Origin of the sequence: Devosia crocina, assembly GCF_900116545.1 — a bacterium.
GTDB lineage: Bacteria > Pseudomonadota > Alphaproteobacteria > Rhizobiales > Devosiaceae > Devosia > Devosia crocina.
Genome location: NZ_FPCK01000001.1, coordinates 1,456,545 through 1,477,817 on the forward strand (window position 1 = coordinate 1,456,545; position 21,273 = coordinate 1,477,817).

A 21,273-nucleotide genomic window follows, 5' to 3' on the forward strand; every position below is an offset into this window, starting at 1 on the left:
ACGCTTTCACGCTGCCACTGCGTCTGCGGGCGGCTGGGTCACGGTTCTCGGCGGGAAAGCCAAGGCAAGTGCCGCACCCGCCAATCCGACCGCGGCGGAAGCGACGTAAAGCCAGTGATAGTCCCCATAAGTGTCGTAGAGCCATCCCCCGCCCACGGGACCAAAGGCCATTCCGATCGAGGATGTCATGGTGATGCCGCCCAGCACGGTGCCCATGACGTTTGGACCGAAATAGTCCCGCGCAAGCACCGAATAGAGCGGCATCACGCCGCCATAGACAAGTCCAAGCACGACCGCCAGAGCGTAGAAATGAGGCAATTGGCTGACATAGATATAACTATAGATACCGACCGCCTGCAGCGCGAGACCAGCGACGATGATGCGCTTGACCCCTATCCTGTCTGCCAGCACACCGAAGATAACTCGTCCGAAGAGGCCTGCAATGCCTTCGACGCTATAGATGCTGGCGGCCGCAAGAGCCGAAGCGCCGCACAGCATCGCGTAGCTCACCGTGTGGAAGATCGGCCCGGAATGCGCCGCGCAGCACAGAAAGAAGACACCAGCCAGAATGAAGAACTGCGGCTTGCGGAAAATGGCGCCCACATTTGCAGGCTGCGGCTCGGCCGGCGCGACGTCGCTCGCCGGTGTAGGTGCCGCAGCAACGGCTGCCGGTGCGCGGCGGATCAGGAAGGCAGCAGGGATGATCAGCACGGCGGCGACGACGGCAGTCATCAGCATGGCGTTGCGCCAGCCATAGGTAGCAATCAACACCGTTGCCAAAGGGGTGACGATCATCGGCGCGATGCCGCCACCGAGGGACACAAGGGAAACTGCAAGGCTACGGTTCTTGTCGAACCAGCCCAGTGTAGTGGCGATCAGAGGCGCGAAGAAAGCTCCGCCGGAAGCGCCCACCAGTCCGCCATAGGCGAGCTGGAACACAATCAGATCCGTGGCGCGGCTCGCGACGAACAAACCTAATCCGAGCATAATGGCGGCGATCAACACCACAGGCCGCGCGCCGATCCGGTCAGTCAGCGTACCCCAGATAAAACCGGCGACGCCCATGACAATGAATCCCACCGTCATGGCGCCTGATATGCCCGCGCGGGTCCAACCGGTTTCATCGGCTATAGGTTGGAGATAGACGGGCAAGGCGAACATCGCGCCCATGGCAAGACATGTGATCACTGCACCGGCAGCGACGATAACCCAACCGTAATGGCGTTCCATCCCGACCATCCTCCAAGGACTATGCCTTGGCGACGGATGAAGCGCCCGGTTCCAGACAGAGGCAAGAAAATAATCTTGCCCAGGTCATGCTGCGTTATCGGCCGGAAACCTTCGCGTTAGACGCCACGATCTTGGGACGAGCCCGATCGGCGAGCTGACGTTGAGCCACAAGCAGGCAAGCCTCAGCTGTCGGCATGGGGCGACCGAGGAAATAGCCCTGTGCCGTCTCTACGCCCAGCTCGCCAAGCACGCTGAGTTCCACGGCCGTTTCCACGCCTTCTGCGAGGATCTGGCTCTTAGTTTCGCGACCGAAGTGAACCAGCGCGGCAGCGAGCGCATGGCGGGCAAGATCGTCCTGAATGTTTCTGGTCAGGCTGATGTCGAGCTTGATGATGTCGGGCTGAAGCGTGAGGATGTGACGGAGACTGGCATATCCTGCACCGGCATCGTCGACAGCCAGCCGAACGCCTTTTTCTCTCATGTCGTTCAAAGCTGCCACGAGAGTGCCATAGTCTTGGACGCTGGCATGCTCGGTGATTTCCACGACGACACGCCCAGCATGTTTGGCGGGCAGGGCCTCTGCCAAAGAGCCGGAGATCACCGTGTCCGGAGACACGTTGAACGTCAGGTAGATATCGTCAGGGAACATATCGAGCAGAGCAAGGCCCTTTTCGACGGCCCGCATCTCAAGCTCCGTTCCAAGCCCGACCGATGCTGCCATGGTGAACCAGACATCTGGTGTCCACTGCTCGGGGCCCGAGAACCTCGAGAGACACTCGAAACCAAGCAGTCGGTTGTCGGCGATGCGAAAGATCGGCTGAACCACAACGGCAAGCTCATCATTGTCGAGAACACGCCGGATCAGGTCGAAATTGACGCGCTGTTCCGTCGTTGCGTCGATCTCGCGACTGATCAGGATAGCGGCCAGTTCGGCAACGGCGCGCATCATCCGCAGATCTCGCGGATTAAGCGAGGGTTGCGGCTCCGTGCTGATGCAGCAGAACATGCCATGAACCTTGCCATCCCGGAGCTTGATCGGCACGCTCATGTGCGCGCGGACGCCCATGTCATGGGTAAATGGCATGTCGACCGCAAAGGGTACGCCGAGCACATCAGGCATCAGCTCTGGCAGTCGGCCTTCTAGGATGTGGCGGCAATAAACATAGTCGAGGGGCATGGAGTCGCCAGGCTTGACCACATGCTCTAGCCCCGGCGCATCGACCTCACGGAAGATCGTTCGATCGCCAACGAACTCCGAGACATAAGCAACCTGCATGCCAAGATGCTCACGCACAGCTTCAAGCGCTCGCCGAAGCGAGGAGTCAGCGCCTTCGTCCAAGGCTTTGGTAAGGCCTTTGATGTCGAAACGGTCGTCGCCTGCGCTCATGTTACCCCAGCTCCCAACTCGCCGAGCGGTTTGAACATTTCGCGAGAGGCAGAGATCTCTGCCACTTGCCAACGACAGACACACGACGTGCTACGGACTTGCTCCAAAATAGCACCATAAGGGCAAACACTTAAACGATGGTTGAAGAGCCCCGGCGCTTTTGACTGACCGCCGCCAAGGCCTTAAAGCACACCCAGGGCGTTAACCAAGTTTAAAGACTTGCTAACACTTGATTAAACTTTCCTTAAAATTGTGTTAAATCCCATCCTGCGGGCGTTGCGGGTCGCGACGCGAAGGGTTGGGGTTATCATGCAGTCTGAATTTGCGTTTCTCGTACATCCACGGAATACACTGCGCGAAGATATGGGCATCCTTTTCGGGCAGCCGTTCTCGCTCGTGCCCGAAACGGTTTGGCGCTCTGCGCTTAAGCACTTGCCGGTGCCCCCGATGGTCACCGGCAAGATGTCGCTTCTCGATGCTCCTGGTAAAGTTGTCGGCCGGATCATCACTGTGCCGCTGACGCCGACGCAATTGCTGACAATGCCCCGGAACCAGGTTCAAGGCCGTATTTCGCAAGCCATCGACAAGGCGCGCGATCTCGGCGCATCGGTGGTCGGTCTGGGCGCCCTGACCGCGCCGGCCTCGGTGGGCGGCAAGGCCTTCGCAAAGCGCACTGATATTGGCGTGACCAATGGCAACGCGTTCACTGCCGCGATGACACTCCAGGCGATCGAGAAACTCGTCCCCACCCTGGGACGTGATCCGCTGATCGCTATCGTTGGCGCGACCGGCAGTGTCGGTTCGTGTCTCACCCGGCTCTACGCTCGTCAGCATTCGGGCCGTCTGCTGCTCGTTGCGCGCAATGAGATGCGGTTGCAGGCGCTTGCAAGCGACGTACGTCGCGACGGTGTGGAGGCAACGATCAGCACCGACATGGCCGACGTGGCAACGGCGGATCTGGTCGTTCTGCTGACCTCTTCTCCTGACGCGCTGCTGCGCAGCGAGCACCTCAAGCCAGGAGCAATCGTTCTCGACGACACTGTGCCGCGCAATACCGACGAACGCCTCCTTACCGAGCGGCCCGACGTTCTCATTGTCGATGGCGGACTTGTCGAAGTTCCAGGCTTTCATCTTCGCGGCTCGATCGCGCTTGCGCCCAAGCTTGCTTATGCGTGCCTCGCCGAAACCATGCTTCTCGCGCTTTCAGGTCACAAGGGGCACTTCTGCATGGGCGATGCAAAGGTCGAGCAGGCGGAGCACATTCTCAAGCTTGCCCGTGATCATCAGCATCTTGGCTTTCATCTTGCCCCATTCCGCTCTTTCGGACGCAAGATCGGAAAGGAACACGCATTCAGTGCAGCCATTGTCCAAGAGCAGGTCTCATGCGCAGCATAGTCGTCCTTGGCGGCGGCTATGCTGGCCTTCACGCCTTCTCGAACCTGCGTGCGCGGTTGGGTGCCCAGATCAAGCGCGGGGAGATTGGGCTAACCCTCATTTCCCGCGACGGGCATCACACCTATCACGGCTGGACCGGAGAGGTGTTGGCAGGCGATCTGCCAGTGCGCAGCACGCTGACCGAGTTGCAGCCGCTGCTTGGCAACGCCTTTATCAAGGGGAATGTGCTTTCTGCCGATCTCGAGGGCAGGACGCTTACGGTTGATACCGAAAACGGTGATCAGGTGATCGCGTATGATCACCTCGTGATGGCTGCCGGATCCACAGATCCGTTCGACCGCATTCCCGGTCTGGCGCAGAATGGATGGTGCGTCAAAAACACCCGCGACATGCAAAAGCTGGTCACCTGGCTTGAAGATCTCGACGCTTCGAACTTGCGGCCTCGCAACGTGGTCGTCATCGGCGGTGGACTAGCGGGGGTGGAAACTGTTTCGGCGCTCGCTGCGCGCTATGCCAGGCTTGGCGGGCGCAAGGTCAATGTGCGGCTTGTGTCGTCGAGCAAAGAGCTTCTGCCGGCGCTTCGACCTGCATTCGGCCACATTGCCGACCGCGCGGTCCAGACGCTTGAAGGGCAGGGGGTTTCCATCAAGTCAGGCAATCGCGTTGCCATGATCGAAGCCGACCATATCGTTCTAGATGATGGACAGGTGATAGGTTCGGATCTGTCGATCGTTGCGGCCGGCGTGAGCTTCCAAACCTTACAGGGCACCGAAGCCTTGCCGCGCAACGCGGCGGGGCAGATCGTTGCCGACCGCAATCTGCGCGTGCGCGGGTTCGACAATATCTGGGTTGCAGGTGACATCGCAGCGGCCGCGCATCCCGGAACCGGCGAGCCTTGCCCGACCAATGCACTCTGGGCGATGAAACAGGGGGATTGCGTTGGCCGCAATATCGCCCGGCAGCTCAGGGGGCAATCTCTCAAGGCGTTCAACTTCCGTGGTCTGGGTCAAGCCGCTGGCCTTGCTGGGCAAAGTGGGATCACCGAGCTCTGGGGCCTGCAGTTTACCGGACGGCTTGCCTGGGTCATCCGCGTGTTGTTTTTTGCCTGGTTCATGCCGTCGCACCGCGGCGCCCTTTCGGTTCTCGCGCAGTTCGGCGCCAATCTTGGTAGTGCAGCGCTTGAGGCTGCCTTTGGTCGCCGCGACGCTGCGGGATCGGTGAGCGACAGCCAGGCGGCCGTGGCAAATATGCCGGGGCGGTTGCGCTAGAATGAGCCCCGGCGCCCGAGCGCCGGGTGCTGAAACGCACTTCGCACCAAGGTCCGCGCCGCTCCTGACGTCTCATAGTCAAACTGGACGTTGGGAGATTCCGATGATTGCGCTGAAATGTCCGCATCTTTGTGCCGCTACAGCTTTGGCCGGGCTGATGATGACAGCTTTACCCGTTGTGGCAATGGAGAGCACCACGGCGGACCTTGCTGACAAGCTGAGGGGCGTCGACAGCCTGACCGCCATGGCACGAGAGCTAAAGGTGCTTGTTGATCCCCAATATGGCTTTTCATCGGATTCGGTTCACCAGTGGGCGACCGCTGTGGATGCAGCGTTCGAGGCGGAGCAGCTTGAGACTGATTTTCTAGCCAACCTCGATGAGCATCTCTCGGACGAGGCAAGACAATCGGCGCTGGACTTCTTCGAAACGCCCATTGGGCAGCAGAGCCGAGCCGTCTTGGCGTCGGCTCATCCGCTCGACCAGGGGAACGTGATCGCTTCCGGTAGATCCTTGATCGAAAACGCCTCCACCGAGGAAAGAGCCCTTTTGGTCGACCTCTTCGAAGCGTTCTCCGGTCCTGCTGTCGCGCATAACACCGTGGACGTTTATCATCGTGCGATGCTGATCGCTGCCGAGCCTGCGCTCGGCATGGATGGCGCCCGGCAGTGGGCGGCGAGTGCCGAAGAGGTACGTAGCGGCTACGTCGAAAACTCCTTCGCGGTCACTGCTGCCATCTACAGTGCGCTGGACGATGAGCAGATGAGTGAGCTTGTCGAGGCGATCACAACCCCTGAAATGCTGACATTCCACGAGCAATCCACGACAGCCCTGCGGGAAACCCTGGATGCAGCGCTTGACCGGCTGGAAACGGTCTATGCCGAGGGAGCGACGGACTCCTAGTGTCCGCATGGCTCGTCGCTGCAATGCTGATGATGTTTGCGTGTGCCGCCCCGACCCCAAACGCTCACCCGAACTCAAGTGAGACGCCAATGTTCAAGCAATTGTTTTCAGGTTTCAAGCGCAACGAGCCAGTGCCTGACCGCGTGGCGCTTCAGGAGGCGATCGTCAAGAGTGTGGCCGGGGATATCACCGACCTACCGGATGGAGAGTGGGAGGGAAGGGAATGGGTCTATCTTGCCGTCAACCACGAGGTGCTTGTGGAGGAGGGCCGCAGGTCGAGCAGCCAAACCTCGGTGCTGGCCCATCTACCTGACGGCGAACTGGAAGGTTTGAGTTTCAGACTGAGCCCGCAAAGCAAGGAAGCCATCCTTGCATTGCGTGATGCCATGGCGGACGAAGTGCAGGGGCCTTGGACGATCCTCGATCTCACTGTCGAGCGAAGCGGCAAGTATGACTTCAAGTTTAGCTACGACCCGCCACCAAGGCTCAACGGAAATCTGCTGCACAGCCCGCTGACCGGTTTGCTTGACCGATACCTGCGCCAGCGTGCCGAGAGACCCTTGCCCTGACGGGAATGATAGATGACGCAGATCAGCGCTGGTGGGACATGACCGTCACCCACCGTCTCATCGACACTTTGATGGGCGACTACCGGGCGCCGGTGCGCTAATCCTCATCAGTTGAAAGCACCGTGAAGACGCAAGCGTGTCTCTATATCAGTTCTGTCCACTGCGCCTGACACCAATGCGGAAAGCTCCTGATCTCGCGCGTAGACGCCATCTGCCGGTTGGTAGATGCGCCAGAAGCGACTTTCAGCCGTCTCGAACTCGACCGCGATCATGTCCGCCTCAGGCAGACGGAATGCACCTATCACCGTCAACTCTTCCCCTGAGAAAAGCAGTTGGGAGTCTATAACTTGCTCGCCTGAAATGTCCGGCAGGAGAAATTGAAGCTCAGATCCGCTCGCACGAGTCTCCACCCGCACGCCATCACCCTCGACGATCGAGACAGGGCCAGGCGCCGCGTTTGTCGGCTGATCTGCAGGAGCGGGCTGAGCACCCAGACGCGTGCCGGTGCTGGATTGGGGGGAGGGGGCTCGCGACAACTCAGTTGTGGGTTCGGCCGGCGCATCGACTTGGGGCCGGTCAGCCATCATATCACGCCCTGCAGTACCCTCATGGACGGGGCGCATCACACCCAATCCGATGGCAACGGCCAGAACGAGCGCGAAAGCGCCCGCTCCCGCAGGCACGAACCAACCACGTGATTGTCTCAACCACCTGCCGACAGGTGAACCAGCCCTTCCGGACTGCTCAACGCGTTGCCGTATGAATGCTCCGCGACTCTGAGCGATTGTGGCTTTCATCACAACAGGATCCGGTTCGGGGTCCACGAATTCGCTTAGACGATCGAACGGGTCGCGCTCCCTTGTCATAGCAAGTCCTTCAGCGACTTGCGCGCATTGTGGATGTGCCAGGAAACCGTGACTTCCTTGCACCCCATGATTGTCGCAGCTTCAGCCTGCGAAAGTTGTTCGCCGAAAACCAGAAGCACAGCATCGCGCTGCTTATCAGGCAATTGACGAACGATCCGCCAGATGTCGTCGACGCGAAGCTGGTCTTCCTGATCAGGGAATGCCTCGTCGCGCGCTACGGCAGATGCCGCCTCAATATGCTTGCCGTGTCGTTTGTGCGTGCGCTGCAGGTCACGCACCGCATTCAGCGTCACCGCATAAAGCCAGCTGGTGAACTTGGATCGGCCGTCGAAGCGGATCAGCGCATCTGCCAGCCGCATACACACCGATTGTGTGACGTCTTCGGCATCGCTCTTGTGGCCAAGCCACCGAAATGCGGTCTTGTAGATAAAGCGATAGTGCTCCGAGATCAGTTTCTCGAATGCTCTCGTATCGCCCGCCTTGACCTCCTTGATGAGATATTCGGTCGTGTCGGACGGTTCGGATATCTCCCCGTCAACAAGTCGCACCCTGTCGGAATCTCCCCCATTGCCCTCAGCAGTAATGCTAGAGAAGCAGAATGGTTGTGGCGAAATTGAGATTTTCCTGAGCGGGTGGAAACATTTGCGAAGACCAGCGCCGGAGACGCTGTCACGACAATCCTCCCAGGATTTCCCTGCCCACATCTTTCTGTTGTTATCGCTGTATGTCGAGCCAAACCGTAGGACTCCGAAAGCAGGTCTCGTCACCGATTCTCCAGCCCGTTGGCTTCGCGCTCTTGCGGGATCGTTTCCCGATTGGTTTCAACGTCTGCAATGAGCCGCTCGAGGCCCGATCGCACATTCGCCAGGGCTTCGGCATTTTCCGACTTCGACGTGACATTGTTGGGGGTCTGCGCGTCCCATTCGAGCGCCCAGGCCATGGCTGCAAGCCATTCGTCGACATCGCCCGCGATATATTCGTTGACCGGACGTCCAACTTGCTCGCTGAGAGCGCTGAAGAGAATCTGATCGTCGCGCGCTTCGTCGCCACCCGCCGTGATTGAAAAGCGATATCTGAGCTGACCTGCATACATCCAGTTCGCTGCCTCTTGCCCCTTACCTTCATAAAGAAGGCGCGAAGCCAGCAAGTAGAGCGCGGCGGGGTGAAGATCCCGGGCCTGCGCCGCGATTTGAGCATTGCTCATATCGGCGACGTCAGTCGCGTCCTGAGCCAGGGACGGTGACAACAACGCCGTTGCGCAGAAAAGGGACAGCAGCAGTCGCTTCATGGCCGTGATCCTCTCAAACTATTTCCATACGACGCGCGGGGATCGGAATACCTTGGTGCCGGTGTGAAAAAGACCGCATCGCCAAGTTCGAACCAAGGTTCCGGATGCGCCTGTCGTCCAATGAGGGAAAACTAAAAGGAGACCTCCATGCGCCGTAGCGTTCTAGCCGCCAGTCTGTTGCTCACCACGTCAGCCTCAACACTCGCCGGAAACCTCGACGCATTGCGCGACAGCCTCGACCATTTGCCCGCAACCATCTTCGTACAAGAGCATGGCGATCTCGCCTATTTCGTGGATGTGCAGGCGCTCACGGCGCTGGCCCAAAGCAATGACGGTCAAATGCCGGGAACGCGCCTCATGCTGGGTGCGGACATGAATGGCCTCGAAACCCTGCTTCGCTCCGAGCGATCTGATTGGGAGGCCAAGTCTGGCACAAGCCTCGACCAACTGCGCTATTTCACCAGTTATGGCCGCCCGCCAAATGGGGTAAGTCTTTGGGGCCTGAGCGATGAAGCAGCAGCCTCCGACTTAATTGCCTCACTCGAGACGCAGGGCTTCGAGCCATTTGGCGAAACAGGCGTTGTCGGGAACGGCGAACCCATGGCCGCTGCCTTAGACATGCGTGACCCGACCGACCCTTGGCGGACCAGGATCGGCGCAGCGCAATTCGCAGCGCTGAAAGGCAGCACTGTCGTGCAGACCGGCACACCACAATCGGCGATGCTGGTGGCTGTCGATCAGCCTGCTATCGGCCAAAACGAGATCGTCCAGATGGCCGTTGCCGGGCTTGGTGAAGCGGTCGGCGAGGGTTCGATCATGCAGGCCGTCGTCATCTCTCCGTTCTTCGGCATGGCGGGCCTCGACCCCGCAGCCTTCATCTCGCCTTCGGCAAGCGTCGAAGAGATCCGCGAGCAAGCCGAGCAGCAGATGGCGGCGCTCTCAGAGGGCATTCCGCCTTACCTCGGCGGCATAATTGCCGATGTGCAGCATGATAGCCCCGGCGCGACCATTGCGCTGGCTTATCCTGATTGCGCCATGGCTGAGCAGGCCGCCGAAGCGGTCGCGCAGCGTTGGGAAGAAACGAGCGGGGGCGATATCACGACGGGCACGGTGGAAGGAGAAAGTGGCCTCTGTGCTGCAACGATCAACGCCCTTACGAGCGCCGACGCCCCGGAGCACAATCCCAGTTATCGCAGCCTGATCGAGCCGTTCGTCCGCGGCGAACCCGGACCGCTGCAGATTGGGGAAAGCTGAAGCACCTCGCAGTGGGTCGAGGCATTTGCCTCGACCCATGCGCTCACGGCGCAGCGTATGAGAGATTGCAGATACCGAGATCGGCTGAACTGGTGAAGCTGATCGTGTTCTCGGTGTCTTCCCAATTGAAGATCTCGGTCGAGCCAAAGCCGGTTGTCTCAACTGCCCCATGGCGCTCCGTCAGTGCCTCGCCGAGTGTCGCGCACGCGTCGATCTGCGCCGGAGAAAACACGACAAATCTCAGCGCCTCGTTTGCATCGAACAGCAACGCTGCCTCTCCTGCGATGCCGGCAATCTCGTGCTCGGCCTTCACCAGAGGCGCGAAACTCCGCCCATCATAGACGAAGGCCTCGGACGAAGCCGGACTGTGCTCTCTTGCCCCATCGACGGCAGCGAGCACTTCGGAAGGAGACATGTCCCACTCCGTGCCTTCCCAACTGGCAAGAGCAGGGGGCACCAACAGGGCGAGGGGGACAAAGGCAACGAAGGACAGCTTTGATGTTCTGGTCATAAACTGCATCATTATCAATCCGATCACTGGATATCCGGAAGCGCGGTCTGGGTCAGATCAAGGATGCGCTGGGACTTGAACTCACCCAAGCCACGCAAGAACGCCTCAGAAGCTTCGTCGCCGTAAGCGCGCTCACTAATCGCGAAAATCGCGGTGCCGCGGGTGCCGTCCAATTTATCCTCGATGTAGCGATATGCGTTCCATTCGAGGATAAACTCGCCGTTCTCGTCCTTAGTGGATAGAAGAAAGTCGAGTACATATTCTCCAGTGCTGTCATTCTGCAGGACGGCGAAATTGGCGACCGGATCCGTAGCCTTGCGCGCTTCGATCATCTGGACCTGAGCGGCAACCACATCCCGCAGGGCCATGTCGGTGCCTAGAAACTCCACCAGGACCATGCTCTCGTACTGTTCGGCAGACGCGCCGGCCGGCAGATATTCCTGCTTAAAGTAATCCTCGTTCGGGTTGGATGACCAGGCTAGCGCATAATCTGTGCCGGCAACGGTGATGGGACCCGGAACACCGAGATAATCGGTCGGGGCTTGTGCTTGTACGGAGACCGTGGCGCTCAACCCAAAGACGGTTGCAGCAGCTATCATGTAACGAAACATCGCAGTTATCCTCGCGCATAGATTGCAGTCTATGATCGCAGATGAGACGTACGGAAACGGGCAGACCTTGGTCTGAGATGCAGCAGCAGATATGCTGCACAGATGCGAGAGGTGCTGCGCCATGTGCCATCCGTCAGCATATGATACGTTCGACCCGAGGCAGCACTGATCCTCGGACATTGCTGCGGAATCCCGGTCGCACACGATTCCACGAACGACGACGAGCTGAAATAAAGAAGCCACTCACGCACAAGTTCCATAATATATATTATGCGAACGACGCTTCTATGGCGCGCTTGGCTGAGATTGTGACTCCTGTCGCCTACCCCAAAATCATACAACCTATCCCTGAATTTTACACCGCAGCGCTCGGTCCCGACCTCAAATGCTTACAACCAGTGAGCCTTGTCATCTCAATTGGTTACAACGGCCGATAGCGGTCCGATCTCAAATCCCTACAACATTGACCGCTGCGCATCACAAAAGGTTACAACGGGTCGAACGTCGCAATGCGGAACGAGCTGGTTACGCTACGACCGTCAGTGTTGGAGATGACCCTACCGGCTCTTGGGTGCCTGGGTTGCCTGATGCTCTTTGAGAAGCTTCTCGACGATCAGGTAGGCATGAGTGTTCGCTCCGAGCGCTTCGACCTTTAGCGCTTGGATGACGGCGGGATCAATGTAGAGCAGCAAGGGCTTGCGGCCGTCGGGACGTGCCTTCGCCACACTCGCTTCGGACTTCGACTGCATATCACTTCATAGCACGCCCGCCTCTTATCGCAAGGCGCAGTCAAGGCGGTGCCGCCGTTTGTCATCGCCACATGGGTACATTTAAGTCCGAGGGATGCCAAGATATCTAGATATCTGTTGACTGACTTGCGTGTCGGGTACTTATATTGGGCCAAGGCCTATGCAGCAGGCCTTCGATCTTTGCGCTTTCGTAATTTTCGAGGTTTGCTGATGTACATTGCTTCCGCCAATCCACCAGATTTGTCGAAATTCCCTGGCTTCGTTTGCTTCAAGAGTAGCGAGCCAATCCATTACCCGCGCCGATGGCAGAGGGATGCGTTGATCCAAGCGGCTTTGGACCCGACGGTCACGGCCGTCGGCCCCCTTGATCCGACAATCTGGATGATGCCAGACATCGAGTTCGCGTTCAGGGTCACCATCGCGACCGCGACTTTCTCTTTAGTGATAACCGAGCTGAACGGCAGATTGCCGGTAGACCGGTTCGGACATGCGGTCCTCAAGGTCAGGCGCTCGCAACTGACTACTGAACCCCTGCACTCTACCGCGAGAGCTATCTGGGCGCACAAGCGCACAGTCGTTGATCCGTTGGTCAAATACCTCGCCGTCGAGGCTGCCGGCTCTAAGGTTGAAGGGATCGCGATGCAATCTCTTCTCCAAGCCTTCCAATCCCATCGCGCCGTCGATCCATTCGAGCCACTGCTGGCAATGCTGGCACAAGGAGTACTAGTCGGCGACCTGAGCTCTGGATTTCACGGACATACGATGTTCAGGCCAGGACCGTCGTATGAGCCCCGCCGCGAATCGATCCCGTCGGTCAGACTGACCAATATTCTGACGGAAAAGCCATAATCTAGAATGCTGGTTATTGCGCATGAGCGAAAATCAGCAGTCGGATTACGCTCTGAGTCTGCCCAACTGGATCGTCAAATCCGTGGGTGCCGGATTCGAAAAAGGCGTGCGTCTTCCGGAGCTTAGCTACCTGCCAATGGGCTTTGAATTCAAGCGCCAACTCGCTAAGTGACTCTACCGAAAGGCGTTTTTCCTCGGCTGCGGTTGCAATAAGTCAAGCGGTTAAGTCGGTATTCGCTTTTCCTTTGCGAAAAACCATCGGACAATTCCTTCACGAACTACGAAGGATTCGAGCCGAGCCGAAAAAAGAAAAAGGCACCCCCTCTCTTACATGGGATGCCTTCTCCAACGATTACCGACGGGACGTAAGGTTAGCCGCCAAGTCCAGTCGGTGTCTCAATCGCCCGTAGAGGCTGCACGTACCGTCGGCAATTGTCAACGATCGCGCACGCTTCTTGGGCAGGAACGACGAGTCATGCCCAAAGAGAAGAATTCCAGACGATACCTCCCTGCCCCGCAATCTCCATATGTCACCGTAGACGACGTCACCGGCATTGTCGTCCGTGGACCGTTGGGAATGAATGGTATCGGAGACGACCGGGACCCGTTCGCGCACCAGATCAAACCCCGACAGAAGGGCAAGCACAAGACGCTCCGCGGCTCCGAGGCGCGGGTCGTCAGAACGCGCGGAGCATCCCTCTATTCGGGAGTGCAGCCCATACAGGCGCTGGGGTTTGAGGGGAAAGCTCATGAATCAGGTGTCGAGGGCGATTTCTGGCTCGTTGCCGATTACCTCTGGCCTGACATGACCGATGCCAGGGCGCAGCCCGGAAAAGTCGAGTGGTTCGATGCCGCCGGGAAGCACACGTGGTACCCGGATGCATGGATAAGGCGCCCTGGACATATCGACCTGCTCGTGGAGTGCAAGCTCGTATCCGACGCGCGACCTGAGGATCCTGTGGAGGCCCTGGCGATGAGAAAGCGGCTCGAGGGCATGCGCCTTTCGAGCGAAATCGTGGGGATGCGCTTTGGCCTCTATACCGAGCTGGAAATTCGCTCGGAGCCGCGATTCCACAACGCGAAAGCCATGCGTCGGGCGTTGACCGCCCACATCGGGGAGGACGTGATCAACGATGCCGCATCACTCTTGAAGGAACTGCCCGAGGCCATGAGCGTCCTAGAGTTCTCGTACCATCTTGGACCGCACGCGGCACTGGCATTGAACGTCGTCTGCATTCTGGAGCGGCTCGGCGCGATCGCCATGGATCGGCGCTCGTTCTTCCTGCCCGAGACGATGTTCCGCAACCTCTGGCCGGAGCGCGACTGATGGGCAGGATGCTTACCTCCAAGGACTTTGTGAAGGGCAAAGTCTTCCGGATCAAGGGACGGCGCTGCGAGATCGTTCATGCCGACCCCTTCGCCATGAAATGGGACTTCCGTCAGGTAGGATCGACGGACGACCTAATCACCCTTACGCGGCAGCAGATCACGAACATCAGTATCGCGCGGAAATCGTTACGGATCACGAATGGGAGGCTCTCGCTCCGTCCATCAAAGAGCTGATGGAGTCCGATTGGAACCTCTTCTCCGATAGGCAAACCGCGCGCGCCGATTTCAAGGTCACGATACTGAAGCATCTAGATGAAGCCAATCTTGGCCCGATCAGGCGCCGCCAAGCAAAGCACATCGAGGCGGCAATCGACCACGGCATGGCATCCGACACCACGGGTCAGCGCCGGCCATCGGTTCAGACAGTCCGCCGCATCTGGGATCCGCTTTGGATAGCCTCCGGCCGGCAGCGCAAGGCCATGATTGATCGGGACCACAAGAAGGGGAAGCGCCGGCAGGAGGACGATCCCTACATGCCGGTACTGAGGCACGCCGAGCGTCTAATCGACGACGAGATCGTCAACAATGTCGACCAGGTCAACAGCCTCTACAACGTGCAGTGCAAGCTCAACGACCAGATATGGGAGCTTCATGATAAGGGCGAAGTGCAAATTCATCCGAAGTGCAACACCGAGGAGCTTCATTTCGTCGGCGTGCATCTCATTCGTCGCCTGTTTCGCAAGCGCAATGCTCACCAGCAGCTTTCCTACGACCGGAACCGCCGCGATGCTGACCGACTGACGGCCGGCATCGCGCAGGGGCCGCGCGTCGACGGGCCGCTTCAGCGCGTGGAATTCGATCATACGCCGATGGATCAAAACCTCCTGCAGGTTTCGTTGACTGACGAGGACGGCAAAGAGAAGATCGCTTGGTTGAGCTTGCTCAAGGACAAATGGAGCGGCGTTGCCTTGGGCTTCCACTTGTCGTTTCAGCGACCGGATTGGTTCGCCGTTCATGAAGCCGTTCGCATGTCGGTGCTTCCCAAAGCCGATTGGTTGGCGACGATCGACCATGACTGGAAGGGCGCGTGGGACACTCACGGCGTGTTTGACGAACTTTGGGTTGATCGCGACTCCATCCATCTTGGCGGCGCATTGGTCGGGCTGTCGAATTCCCTAGGTTTTGCGATCCGCGATCTGCCTAAGGCGAGCGGTCATCTAAAGGGCGGGATCGAAAAAGGCCTGGGCGACATCATGCGCATGCATGTCCGCAGGCTTCCTGGCTTCAAAGGGGCCAATTTCACGAAGACCGACCCGGACAAGGCACAGGCGACCATGACGCTCGAGCAGGCGAAGGAATGTTTGATGATCTTCCTGGTCGAGGACTATAACATGCGAGAAGAGCCCGGCACTGGCGAGATCCGCATCAACCGATTTCGCCGCGGCATGATGAACTCGCTCAATTGGAAAAACCCGCCCGATCCCGATATCTTCGGGGGCAAGGCCCAAACTGCCTGGCTCACGGAAAGCGGCGTGGTCATTGACGGTTTGCAGTACTGGTCTGAGGAGCTTCACCGCGAATACTGGAACGGCGGAGGTCGCCGACAGGTGGTTGTTACCATTCCGAAGCACACAGTCGACGGCACGGTCCGCATCTTGGGTCTCGAGGGTCCTGGCTATGTCGAAGCTCACCTGCAGGGTAAGTACGCCAATCGTGGTCTGACGCACGAAGGGGCGGTCGGCAAACGCAAGAAAGATCGCAAGAAAAAGGACTCTTTGGGCGAACTGCGCGCCGCGAGGGATACTCGCTTGAACGCCGATCGAGCGATCAAGGAGCGCGCAGGGGAGCCCAAGAAGGTCAAAAACCTGCCGACTGAGCCTCGTCAGAAAGCCAGTTCCAAAATTGCCGTACCGCCCGTGGAGCCGGAAGTCAGCGCGTCCGAGGAGTTCGCCTCTCACGACATGTCGCGGCAGGCTTTTTCGTACAAGACCTACGGTAGGGGCGGCGTTTACAGCGTTCCCAGCGCCGCAGAATTGGCTATCGAACGGTCCCGCAACGCTGCAATCGGCAATCGCAGCCACGTTGTAGTGCCGCCAAATACTAGCTCGTTCATGCCCAGCACGGAGCCCCCCGCCCTGCCGGACGAAGACGAGGATGACGCCGAGCCTGCCGTCGAAAACGATCACACGCTTGCCGGTTACGAGACCGATCCGCAGACGCCGAGCGACAATGGAACCGAAGGTGACGGCGAGGATGGTGTTTATCAGCTATGACGACCTTACTTTCAACGCTCGGCAACGGACCGATAGATAAAGTCGGGCGGGCCTTCATCCAGTTGTCGACCTCCGAGCGGATCATTGACTGTCTCCAGACAGCTCTGCGGCTCCACGGCACCGGTCATTTCGGTAAGATACACGCGATCTTAGGAACGTCGCATGTCGGGAAGTCTACGGCGATCGACTTTTGGATGAAGCAGACGGCAAAGGCATATGGCGGGGTTACTGAAAACCTCAGCCGGGACGAAAGTCGCATCGAGGCGGCCGCCAACGTGTCATATGTGACGTTGCATGACAGGGGCCAAAGGATCCATCCGGTGGTCAGGATCCAGATTGTCGGCAACCCGACCTTCAAGGCATTAGGTGACGACACGTTGCGTGGCTTGGTGCGTGGCAGGGCACCTGTATGGAAAAACGGCGGCGACCTGGCGTCGCTGCTCGCAACGCACCTGACGGCATTCCAGACGAAAGTTGTCATCTACGAGGACATCCAAGAGTTAGCGAAGGTAAAGGGTGCCAGGAAGAATGAAGCGGTAGTGCTGCTGCGCAACCTTTGTAAGGTCGTGCGTGTCGAAGTCGTCGTCGTCGGCACTGAGGGAACGCTGGAAGTGCTCCAAAGCGAGAATGAGACCCGTAAGCTGGTGGCTACCAATGTCACCATTCGCCCGTTCTCACGCCCCGATTTCAAAAACGAGAAACCCGGCGAATTCGTTACGTTTCTCACCAAGCTCAGAACCCAGCTTCCCAACCCCAAACTCAGCCCGATAGACGAAGAGAAGCTGGCCGACATGTTATGGCGCTACAGCAAGGGTGTCATAGGCGACATCAAGCATTTGATGCTGGCTGCGACGGACACAGCTTTGCAAAGCGGCATTTCGGGAATTGATCGCACGGCCTTGCGCAAGCATCTCGAGCTGAAGAAAAGCCTCTTCGGCAAGGCCAACCCTTTCTATCTTCCCGGAGATGAGTAGCTTGGTCCGCGAGACCTGGGTGCCTGCCGTTGCAGTTCGTCCCGCCGTCGGCGAAACCGGACGCGCGTTCATGGTCCGCGCAACGGCGTCGAACGGCTGGCCTTCTCAAAAGGCATTCCGTCGACGGATCGGAGCTCTCAAAAGCGAGCGCAAACTGGACCCTGCCCTTATGGCCAGAGCGTTCGGCTGCGATTCTTCGGAATTCGGCCACTTCGCGGACGAGTGGGTCTTCTCCCATGTCGTGTCGTTTGCCGGGCACCACTTTCGGACCGATGAAATCGACGGAAAGAGGCGACGCATTTGCCCCACATGTTGTGCAGGGTTGCAATCGGCTCGCTTCGAGTGGGAGCTCCCTCAAATCACCCAATGTCCTGACCATGGCCCTTTGACAGGGAGTTGCGCGTGCGGCAACCCGTTGACCTGGTCCGACCGGCATATGTGGGTATGCAACGACTGTCCCGCTCCCATCTGGGAGTTACCCCCAGCGCCGATGGCCGGTCCGTCGGATTTGCCGTTTGAAAGATATTTCCTGGGCAGGCTCGGACGATCGGTGCCTGTCCCCTGTCCGATCCTCGATGCGCTTCCCCTCCCTATGGCCGCAGACGTTGCGGAAGCCATCGGAGGCGTGCTGGAGATCGGCTATGCACTCTCGTTGCCGGACGTCATCGATGATGAAAGGGCCCGGAGGCGCGAGCGGGGCTATCGCAGCCTGGCAGCCGGTGACGTCGGTAGAGCGTTTTCTCCCGCAGTCGACGAGTTCAGGGCACGCACGGGAAACATATCTCCCAAGCAGCCGATTGCCAGTCTGGGTTTCATAGCCGGCATTCCCGCCCTGCATGCTCGGGGCGGCGAGAAACTGAATGATTTGTTGTGTGCCGGCCTTGGACGAGTTTTGGGATATCCCGTCCACGACCTTTGGCGAACTGACTATCTGGACGGCGAATGGTGTGCCGGGGATTTAGGAATTAGCATGGCTCAACTGATCGCCAAACTACGAGACGGCGGTTGGATGTCCAAATGCCCTACCGATGCGGATAGACTGTTCGTGCCCGTCGACGTGGTTTGGCTGCTCAGGCGGGCGGCGGGCTGACATGCGGGACCGCCGTTGCCGAACGCAATTCATGTGAACACGCAGTGGGCGCATCCGCCGCTGCGCGCCATAGCCAACTGCGGGGGAAGGAGCCAATGCCGGTGTTAGTCAAATGACGTCGACACCGTCCGGCCCTAGAAATCGGCTAGGCGGATTGCGGTACCGGTCCGCCTGGTAGATGTACATTAATAGCTTCTCGGCCCTCGTTATGCCCACGCAGAAGGTTCGCTTTTCGGCATCGACCTTCCCTTAGGTATCCGCCCGGTAGCGAGGAGGCCAGCCCTCCCGCAAGCCCACGATTACCACTGCGCCAAATTCACAACCTTTCGACTCGTGTATGGTAGCGAGCCTGAGTGCCTTATCGGGGCTGGCGACATCGCACCGCCGACGAGGCCTGCACAACCTCGCCCCCTGCCCTTCCAGGCATACCTGCTCGGCCGACTGGGTCGGTAGAAAAGCACCTCGTGGTCCTGCTTGGACGATCTTCCCATCGAGGCTTGCGTCGACGTCTGCCTAGCGCTAGGCGAACTCACTCAATCGGGATACTCCCATGAAGGAAACTGGCGGACATCATGTATCGCGTCGGGCGATGATCTATTCGTGCCGATCGACACGCTCTGGCGGGTAACCCAGTCCGCCCGCGGAGGCCCTCGAGGCTATCCATAGGTTACGAGCTCATCCACCCTTGCGCCGGGCACCGAGCTTTTTCATCGTATCGGCTGCAATGGAAGCGGTCAGGTCGAGCCATTGGGCCGAAACACCGGGGCCGCTCCGCTCCGCCGTCGAGAATTCGCGCCAGTATAGAGAACGCGCCATCAAGACGAGCATGGCTGCTTCGGTCCTCGGAATGATCGACGGCGCCGCTTCCGGATACCGAAGCCGGAGTAGTGTCGTCATTTGCTCCTCGAGCTGAGACCACAAAAGGCTCTCGTAGGCCTTGGGGGCGCGCTCGACTATGGCACGGTCCCTCCCCTGGTGAGTTATGAGATAGTCACGGATACGCTCCCCGACCTCTTCCGCTCGCGGCGTCTCGCTCACGATCTTAAGTAGATCGTCGAAAAGCCGGAGGTCCCTGAAATAAAGCAGGTCCTTCCGCGGGGCATAGTTATAGAGGGTCCGCAGGGCGATACCGGCGCGCCTCGCGATGGCCGTCATGGTGGCGCCCTCGTAACCGTTCTCGGCGAACTCCGCATCCGCAGCGGCCCAGATTCGATCTCGGATTTCGCCGGTACGCGCGGACCTGACATTGGTCATTGCTCGGGCCCCAGGGGTAGTTGGAATCCACATTGCCTCCGAAGGATTAAGTTTTTGCACGGCGTGCACTCCTACATGACGTGCAACAGCACGCATTGAGCAAAGGAAGCCTCAGGCTCGTCCGCGTCGCGAAACCTAAGCAATCGCCGATAACCTCATGAAAAAACACAAACTTTCAAATGCGTAGCGCGCATTCATGCACGGTATGCACAAGTGCATCGTATGCATATCTGCACGAAATGCACTCTAGTGCGCCGTGTTTACGTGCTTACGAGGTTAGCCTTACCGCGGCGTCAACTTGCGGAAGGATCCGCCGACGTGTCAAACGGACTGATCCCTCGGGTGCGCCGAGGATTTGCAGCCACATTTTGTCCCACACGAAGAGATCGAGTGAGGACGCGGCCGCTTCGGCGGATGGGAGCATGGAGAACGGTCATGTCGCTATTTGAAGAGGTCGATTATCAGTGGCATTACCGTCAGTACGCCCAAAGCTTCATCATCGACGGCAACTCGGCGAACAACCTCTACTTCGAGCAACAAGCACAAGAAATGCACGCGCTGACGGTTGCGCAGGCCGTCGACGGCGTGACCCGGGACGCCCTGCTCCTGTTACCCACTACTGATTTTGCGGCTCCTGCGGAACGCCTCTTCCGCTATGGTATCATGCGGCGTTGGAGGATGATCTCTGCCTCGTTTCGCGATTTCAGATCCATAGTATCGCCAGACCGAAATGTGCCGCTCTCTCAAGAACAGGCGGACCTCAGCTGTCGGGCGTTGAACTCCATCTACATCGACATATACGGCCTGCTCGACAACTACGCCTGGATGCTGGTTCACCAGTCTGGGAGCGAGAACACCCGAGCGGCACGGCCCATGGCGGTCAGCCTCTTTTCCCGAATTTTCCGCGACGACCCCGCCTTGGCGACGCTGGGGAACGAATTCGAAGCCTTCGTTCCGTGGGTATCCGAATTCCGTGAGCGCAGGAACCCGGCAGCCCACCGTATTCCGCTGCATGTCCCGCCGGCGGCGCTGACACCGAGGGACATCGCCGAGCACGAGCGGATCGATCGGCAGGCATCCGAAGCGTTGGCGCGCGGAGATTTCGGGCTGGCCGCCGAACTGGGCGAAGCGACATGGCGGATCGGGTCGTTTAAGCCTTACTTCGTTCATGACCCGACCGAAGCGTTCATGCCGGTTTTTCCGACACTGCCGAACGATATCGGCAATGCCGTCCGAATCGGGCGCATTGCGCACGACTTCCTGCGAGACACGGCTAAATCCGCGTGATCGTTCGGCCGTGGCGACTCTGCCGCGCGGATTGGTCTGATTTCGATTAGACTAATCAGAAACAGACGCCTTTTTCGAGGTCACCAGCTACTCACGGAAAGGATCAGGCAGGTTGTGAAGCGCTGATCTTGGCGGTTTAGGGGTGGGTTGCGGACTGGCGGCTTTTGGTTTGCCCGGGTCCAAAATGA

General features: G+C 58.9%; 21 protein-coding genes. 12 read left to right on the plus strand and 9 right to left on the minus strand.

The features are described 5' to 3' along the window. Window positions 1-6: 6 nt before the first annotated feature. Both BM364_RS07035 and BM364_RS07040 read right to left on the minus strand, forming a co-directional pair. Window positions 7-1,230, minus strand: a complete 1,224-nt coding sequence (locus tag BM364_RS07035; RefSeq protein WP_092423967.1) for an MFS transporter — start codon at window positions 1,228-1,230, stop codon at window positions 7-9. Window positions 1,231-1,324: 94 nt separating this feature from the next. Next, window positions 1,325-2,617, minus strand: coding sequence for a sensor domain-containing phosphodiesterase (locus BM364_RS07040; RefSeq protein WP_092422754.1), 1,293 nt, complete (start codon window positions 2,615-2,617; stop codon window positions 1,325-1,327). A 309-nt stretch (window positions 2,618-2,926) separates the two neighbouring features. On the opposite strand from BM364_RS07040, the gene BM364_RS07045 reads away from it, so the two are divergent. The 4 genes from BM364_RS07045 to BM364_RS07060 all read left to right on the plus strand — a co-directional run bounded on the left by BM364_RS07045 (window position 2,927) and on the right by BM364_RS07060 (window position 6,750). Then, window positions 2,927-4,012, plus strand: a complete 1,086-nt coding sequence (locus BM364_RS07045; RefSeq protein WP_139232519.1) for a polysaccharide biosynthesis protein — start codon at window positions 2,927-2,929, stop codon at window positions 4,010-4,012. Next, window positions 4,000-5,280 (plus strand): NAD(P)/FAD-dependent oxidoreductase, encoded by a 1,281-nt coding sequence (locus tag BM364_RS07050; protein ID WP_092422758.1) that lies wholly within the window; start codon window positions 4,000-4,002, stop codon window positions 5,278-5,280. The genes BM364_RS07045 and BM364_RS07050 overlap by 13 nt, the downstream gene beginning before the upstream one ends. A 103-nt stretch (window positions 5,281-5,383) precedes the next feature. Then, on the plus strand, window positions 5,384-6,181 hold the full coding sequence (locus tag BM364_RS07055) for a hypothetical protein (protein ID WP_139232520.1): 798 nt from the start codon (window positions 5,384-5,386) through the stop codon (window positions 6,179-6,181). An 89-nt stretch (window positions 6,182-6,270) separates the two neighbouring features. Beyond that, window positions 6,271-6,750 carry an antitoxin YezG family protein gene (locus BM364_RS07060; protein ID WP_139232521.1) on the plus strand — a complete coding sequence of 160 codons (480 nt, stop codon included), beginning with the start codon at window positions 6,271-6,273 and terminating at the stop codon, window positions 6,748-6,750. A gap of 107 nt (window positions 6,751-6,857) precedes the next feature. On the opposite strand, the gene BM364_RS18590 is transcribed toward BM364_RS07060, so the two are convergent. The 3 genes from BM364_RS18590 to BM364_RS07075 all read right to left on the minus strand — a co-directional run bounded on the left by BM364_RS18590 (window position 6,858) and on the right by BM364_RS07075 (window position 8,904). Continuing rightward, window positions 6,858-7,166 (minus strand): hypothetical protein, encoded by a 309-nt coding sequence (locus BM364_RS18590; protein ID WP_139232522.1) that lies wholly within the window; start codon window positions 7,164-7,166, stop codon window positions 6,858-6,860. A 446-nt stretch (window positions 7,167-7,612) separates the two neighbouring features. After that, the gene (locus BM364_RS07070) at window positions 7,613-8,164 is read right to left on the minus strand and encodes an RNA polymerase sigma factor (protein ID WP_092422770.1); all 552 of its coding nucleotides are present in this window, start codon (window positions 8,162-8,164) and stop codon (window positions 7,613-7,615) included. Between the two features lie 215 nt (window positions 8,165-8,379). Then, window positions 8,380-8,904 carry a hypothetical protein gene (locus BM364_RS07075; RefSeq protein WP_092422773.1) on the minus strand — a complete coding sequence of 175 codons (525 nt, stop codon included), beginning with the start codon at window positions 8,902-8,904 and terminating at the stop codon, window positions 8,380-8,382. Window positions 8,905-9,051: 147 nt separating this feature from the next. Between BM364_RS07075 and BM364_RS07080 the strand changes: the two genes are divergently transcribed. Further along, window positions 9,052-10,158: a hypothetical protein gene (locus BM364_RS07080; RefSeq protein WP_139232523.1), complete on the plus strand. Its 1,107-nt coding sequence runs from the start codon at window positions 9,052-9,054 to the stop codon at window positions 10,156-10,158. Between the two features lie 43 nt (window positions 10,159-10,201). On the opposite strand, the gene BM364_RS07085 is transcribed toward BM364_RS07080, so the two are convergent. The 3 genes from BM364_RS07085 to BM364_RS07095 all read right to left on the minus strand — a co-directional run bounded on the left by BM364_RS07085 (window position 10,202) and on the right by BM364_RS07095 (window position 12,029). Further along, window positions 10,202-10,669, minus strand: a complete 468-nt coding sequence (locus BM364_RS07085) for a hypothetical protein (RefSeq protein WP_139232524.1) — start codon at window positions 10,667-10,669, stop codon at window positions 10,202-10,204. 23 nt (window positions 10,670-10,692) lie between these two features. Continuing rightward, window positions 10,693-11,280, minus strand: a complete 588-nt coding sequence (locus tag BM364_RS07090; RefSeq protein ID WP_139232525.1) for a hypothetical protein — start codon at window positions 11,278-11,280, stop codon at window positions 10,693-10,695. 557 nt (window positions 11,281-11,837) lie between these two features. Next, window positions 11,838-12,029, minus strand: a complete 192-nt coding sequence (locus tag BM364_RS07095; RefSeq protein WP_092422784.1) for a hypothetical protein — start codon at window positions 12,027-12,029, stop codon at window positions 11,838-11,840. A gap of 210 nt (window positions 12,030-12,239) precedes the next feature. Between BM364_RS07095 and BM364_RS07100 the strand changes: the two genes are divergently transcribed. The 6 genes from BM364_RS07100 to BM364_RS07125 all read left to right on the plus strand — a co-directional run bounded on the left by BM364_RS07100 (window position 12,240) and on the right by BM364_RS07125 (window position 18,544). Beyond that, window positions 12,240-12,878, plus strand: coding sequence for a hypothetical protein (locus tag BM364_RS07100; protein WP_092422786.1), 639 nt, complete (start codon window positions 12,240-12,242; stop codon window positions 12,876-12,878). A gap of 22 nt (window positions 12,879-12,900) precedes the next feature. Then, window positions 12,901-13,050 carry a hypothetical protein gene (locus BM364_RS18415; protein ID WP_175528496.1) on the plus strand — a complete coding sequence of 50 codons (150 nt, stop codon included), beginning with the start codon at window positions 12,901-12,903 and terminating at the stop codon, window positions 13,048-13,050. A 303-nt stretch (window positions 13,051-13,353) separates the two neighbouring features. Next, on the plus strand, window positions 13,354-14,205 hold the full coding sequence (locus tag BM364_RS07105; protein ID WP_139232526.1) for a hypothetical protein: 852 nt from the start codon (window positions 13,354-13,356) through the stop codon (window positions 14,203-14,205). Window positions 14,206-14,440: 235 nt separating this feature from the next. Further along, on the plus strand, window positions 14,441-16,480 hold the full coding sequence (locus BM364_RS07115; RefSeq protein WP_092422792.1) for a hypothetical protein: 2,040 nt from the start codon (window positions 14,441-14,443) through the stop codon (window positions 16,478-16,480). Continuing rightward, the gene (locus BM364_RS07120; RefSeq protein WP_092422794.1) at window positions 16,477-17,454 is read left to right on the plus strand and encodes a TniB family NTP-binding protein; all 978 of its coding nucleotides are present in this window, start codon (window positions 16,477-16,479) and stop codon (window positions 17,452-17,454) included. The genes BM364_RS07115 and BM364_RS07120 overlap by 4 nt, the downstream gene beginning before the upstream one ends. A 1-nt stretch (window position 17,455) precedes the next feature. After that, entirely contained in the window at window positions 17,456-18,544 is a 1,089-nt protein-coding gene (locus BM364_RS07125; protein ID WP_175528497.1) for a TniQ family protein, read from the plus strand. A gap of 675 nt (window positions 18,545-19,219) precedes the next feature. Here BM364_RS07125 and BM364_RS07130 read toward each other — a convergent pair. Beyond that, window positions 19,220-19,798 (minus strand): TetR/AcrR family transcriptional regulator, encoded by a 579-nt coding sequence (locus BM364_RS07130; RefSeq protein ID WP_175528499.1) that lies wholly within the window; start codon window positions 19,796-19,798, stop codon window positions 19,220-19,222. 435 nt (window positions 19,799-20,233) lie between these two features. On the opposite strand from BM364_RS07130, the gene BM364_RS07135 reads away from it, so the two are divergent. After that, window positions 20,234-21,085, plus strand: a complete 852-nt coding sequence (locus tag BM364_RS07135) for a hypothetical protein (protein WP_092422800.1) — start codon at window positions 20,234-20,236, stop codon at window positions 21,083-21,085. Window positions 21,086-21,273 lie beyond the last annotated feature (188 nt).